We start from the raw sequence: 4,062 nt of genomic DNA, 5'->3' as shown, positions 1-4,062 counted from the left end.
CTTTTCTACTTTCCTCCTCGCTATAAGCTATTTTTTACCCCCGGCATAGCCGGGGGTTGACTTTGGTACCACCAACAACAAAGGACCTGTTGCAGACACTGCAACAGGTCCTTTTTCGTCTGTTTTTTAGATACACAGGTCGATAATGGCCTGGGTAAAGATCTTGGCGGCGGTGAGCTGATCGGCAATGCAGGTATGCTCGTCGGCGCCGTGCATGTTGCCGTTGAAACCGGGCATGGCGCAGCCGAAGGCCACGCCGCCAGGGATATCGTGGACGTAAGTGCCGCCGCCGATGGCCAGGCATTCTCCCTTCCGGCCGCTGTACTGCTCATAGCACTTGAGCAGGGTGCTGACCAGGGGGGTATCGGCGGGGGTATAGTGGGGCTCCTGCATTCCGCCCTCGGCGGCAAAGCCGAACTTGGTGAAGGCTGCCTCGGCCATGGCCTTGCAGTTATCCTCATTGGCACACACCGGCACCCGGCTGTCAAACTGGCCGGACAGGCCGGTGTCGTTCAGCTCCAGCAGGGAGAAGGCCAGGGTCAGAGGGCCGGACATCTCGTCCGCCTGGGCGATGCCCAGGGCCTTGCCGGCGCTGTCACCGTGGGGGAAGAGGGCGTTCAGGGCATGGAGGGCAGCGGTGGAACCCACCTTGGCCAGGGGCAGCATGCACAGCAGATGGATCAGGCCGGTGATGGCGTTGACCCCCTCTTCCGGGGTGGAGGCGTGGGCCCCCTTGCCCTTGCACAGGATGTGCAGGTCGTCCCCCCGCTGGGTAAGCACATAGGTGACGCCGGTCTCAGCGGCCGCCTTGTCGCAGTAGGGCTGAGCCGCTTCGGCGGACAGGCCGGCCACCAGGCACTCCGCCTCGGGAGGCAGCACGTTGATGCGGAATCCGCCGTGGAACTCCTTCACCCGGGGGGTGGCGCTCTCCGCCGCCCAGGTCTTGGTGAATACCGGCTTGTAGCTGCCCTTCTCCAGGTTGATGACGGGGAACTCCCCGTCTGGGGAGAAGGTACAGGGGGCGTAGGGTTCCTTACTATAATAATAGGCAATGTCCCCCGAGCCGCTCTCCTCGTCGGTGCCCAGCAGCAGCCGGACATTCTTCTTCAGCGGTACACCCAGGTCCCGGACAGCCTGCATGGCCAGCAGCGCGGCCACAGCGGGGCCTTTGTCGTCGTCGGTACCCCGGCCGTACAGCATCCCGTCCACTTCGATGGGCTCATAGGGCTCCGTCACCGTCCAGCCGGTGCCCTCCCCCACCACATCCAGGTGGCAGAGGATGTGCAGCTGGGTCTCCAGGTCGTTCATATCCACCGCGCCCACATAGTTGTCGTAGTTCTTGGTGGCAAAGCCCAGCTCCTCCGCCAGGCGCAGGCCCTCCGCCAGGGCGGCGGCGGGGCCGGGGCCGAAGGGCATGCCGGGCTGGGCCTCCTCCCGGACACTGCGGATGCGCACCAGCCGGGAGATCATCTCCACCAGCTGCTGCCGGCGGGCCGGATCGTCAAAATAGGCGTTGATTTGTTCCTGATACATGGGAATCATTCCTCCTTGGGTTCTTCTTCTCCGCCGGCGGCGCCGGTCAGTTCCCCCAGGTACTTGTACACCGTGTACCGGGACACCTGGAGCCGCTTGGCCACAAAGGGCACCGACTTGCGGAAGGAAAAGGCGTTTTTCTGGTCCAGCAGAGCGATGACCTTCATCCGGTCCCGCTTGGTCAGCACGTTCACCGGCTTGCCCACCGCCGCCAGACACTCCTCAAAGATCTGGGTGAGCTGGCCCTCCCCGCCGTGCCACATGGCGCTTTGCAGGTCGGCCTCGGCGCTCATCAGATCCACCAGGATGCGGTTGGCGTATACCAGAGAGCTGTAGTCAAAGTTGATGCCCAGGGCCAGGTTAAAGTCCTCCCCAATGAGGTGGAAGGTACTGCTCTTGATCTGCTGGCCCGAGGGGGTGGTGGCGTAGAGGTTGACGAAATCGGTGACCAGAGCGTCCTGGTCCAGCTCCTTGGCGGTGCCCAGGATGTCCATGGTAGAACCCACCGTCCGCCCGGAAACATGGCCGTTGTAGATGGACAAAATGGGATGGCTGGGGTCCCCCATATCGTGGACCAGGGTCTCGCAGGTGGACCCGAACATCTCCGCGATCCCCCGGGCGGTACGATCCAGAAATTCAAAGGCTTCTTCCCGGTCCATTGTTTCGCCTCCCCTACTACTTACTATATATAGAATGGATTCCAGTTCAGATTTTACGCTCAACCCAGGCAAAATGCAAGGCTTCTCCCTTACGCCTGGCGATAGTTGCGGAACTTGCCCAGCACCGCCTCCAGCTCCTCCGGCGTCAGATTGACCCCGCCGCCGGCCATTTTGGTGTAGTAGTACACCTTGGCCAGAAACTCCAGCTGCTGGGCCACGTCAAAGGCGAAGGACAGGCTGCCTCCCACCGCCAGCAGGCCGTGGTTGCCCAGCAGGCAGGCGTTGTATTCCTCCTTCATCCCCTCCCAGGCTGCCTCGGCCAGCTCCAGAGAGCCGAAGGGGTAGTAGGGGATACAGGGTACCTGCCGCCCGGAATAGGCCACCAGATAGTGGACCGGCTCAATGCTCCAGCGCAGGCAGGACAGCACCGTGGCAAAGGTGGAGTGGGTATGGACCACCCCGTTCACATCCTCCCTCCGCTGATAAAACAGCCGGTGGAGGTCCAGCTCGCTGGAGGGCTTGCGTTTGCCCTCCACCACCCTGCCCTCCAGATCGGCCACCACCACATCCTCCGGGGTGGTGGCGAAATAGTCCATGCCGGAGGGGCTGATGGCCATGAGGCCGCTCTCCCGGTCAAATATACTGAGATTGCCGAAGGTTCCGTCGGTGAGGCCGGTGGTCACCAGGCGCTTGCCGTACTCCACCACCTGCTCCCGCTGCTCCTGTAACAGCATAAACAAGACTTCCTTTCTCTATGCTCGTTTCCTCAAGCATACGGAAAACCGGCTCGCAAGTCAAGCCTTTGCATTGACATCCCGCCCCCCTTCGCATAAAATGGAGCTACGGATAAGGAGGAGACCTGGATGACCATGGAGACCCTGCGCTTCGCTCTGGGAGGCGTGGCCGCTTACCGACATATTCTGGACACTCGCGAGCTGGATCTGGTGCGCACTCTGCTGGACAAGCTGGCCTCCGGCGATGCCGCCGGAGCAGCGGAGGCCTACGCCAGCCTCTTCTATACCCTGCGGGAGGGCCGGTATCCCGGCCTGGGGGACTGGCTGTACGACCAGCTGCGCTATACCGAGTCCCCCTACGCCCGGCTGGCCGAGGAGGGCGGTTCCGATCCCGCCCTGGAGGAGGCCGCCCGCCGGGACGTGGCAATCTTCACCCAGTTGTGTGAACTGGACTGCGGGCAGCTGATCTCCGCCCTGGCCCGCAAGGCCGATCCCGCCCTGCTGCCGGTGCTGGAGGGCCTGCCCCGCTGGCCCGCCGGCTGTCCCTTCACCTTTGAGGGACTCACCCAGTTCTACCGCGCCCACGGTTCCGGGCTCTTCGCCCGCAGCCGGGCCTTCCTGTGGGAGGACGGGCAGCTCTTCCCGGTGGAGGAACCGGACTGTCCCGGCCCCGATGAGATGCTGGGCTATGAATTGCAGCGGGACCAGGTGATCGCCAACACCCGGGCCCTGTTGAAGGGGCATCCGGTGAACAACGTGCTGCTCTTCGGAGAGAGCGGCACCGGCAAGTCGGCCACGGTGAAGAGTCTGCTCTCCCTGCCCGGCTTTGACGATCTGCGGCTCATCGAGGTACAGAAGGAGGGGCTGGCTGAACTGCCTCGGCTCATCCGCAAGCTGGGGGGCCGCCGCCTCAAGTTCATCCTGTTCATTGACGATCTGGCCTTCGATCAGGACGACACCACCTATTCCGTCATGAAAACCATTTTGGAGGGCGGTCTGGAGCGCCGCCCGGCCAACGTGGCCATCTACGCCACCTCCAACCGCCGCCATCTGGTGCGGCAGACCTTCTCCGACCGGGCGGGGGACGAGGTGGACGCCAGCGAGACCATCCAGGAAAAGACCTCCCTGGCCGAGCG

General features: G+C 63.2%; 4 protein-coding genes. 1 reads left to right on the top strand and 3 read right to left on the bottom strand.

The window, feature by feature from the left end; all coding sequences use genetic code 11:
- Positions 1–126: 126 nt before the first annotated feature.
- From Q0K43_RS10580 to Q0K43_RS10570, 3 genes are all read right to left on the bottom strand, one after another.
- Entirely contained in the window at positions 127–1,533 is a 1,407-nt protein-coding gene (locus Q0K43_RS10580) for a Sapep family Mn(2+)-dependent dipeptidase (RefSeq protein ID WP_297290494.1), read from the bottom strand.
- 5 nt (positions 1,534–1,538) lie between these two features.
- Positions 1,539–2,192, bottom strand: coding sequence for a helix-turn-helix transcriptional regulator (locus Q0K43_RS10575; protein WP_297290493.1), 654 nt, complete (start codon positions 2,190–2,192; stop codon positions 1,539–1,541).
- An 89-nt stretch (positions 2,193–2,281) separates the two neighbouring features.
- Complete coding sequence (locus Q0K43_RS10570; RefSeq protein ID WP_297290492.1) at positions 2,282–2,926, bottom strand: L-fuculose-phosphate aldolase; 645 nt, start codon at positions 2,924–2,926, stop codon at positions 2,282–2,284.
- A 129-nt stretch (positions 2,927–3,055) separates the two neighbouring features.
- Between Q0K43_RS10570 and Q0K43_RS10565 the strand changes: the two genes are divergently transcribed.
- Positions 3,056–4,062 (top strand): DUF815 domain-containing protein (locus Q0K43_RS10565; RefSeq protein ID WP_297290491.1); only part of this gene is annotated, 1,007 nt, incomplete at its 3' end.

The sequence above is a fragment of the uncultured Flavonifractor sp. genome (assembly GCF_944383115.1).
Lineage (GTDB): Bacteria > Bacillota > Clostridia > Oscillospirales > Oscillospiraceae > Flavonifractor.
This window is presented reverse-complemented; position numbering and strand designations above follow the sequence as displayed.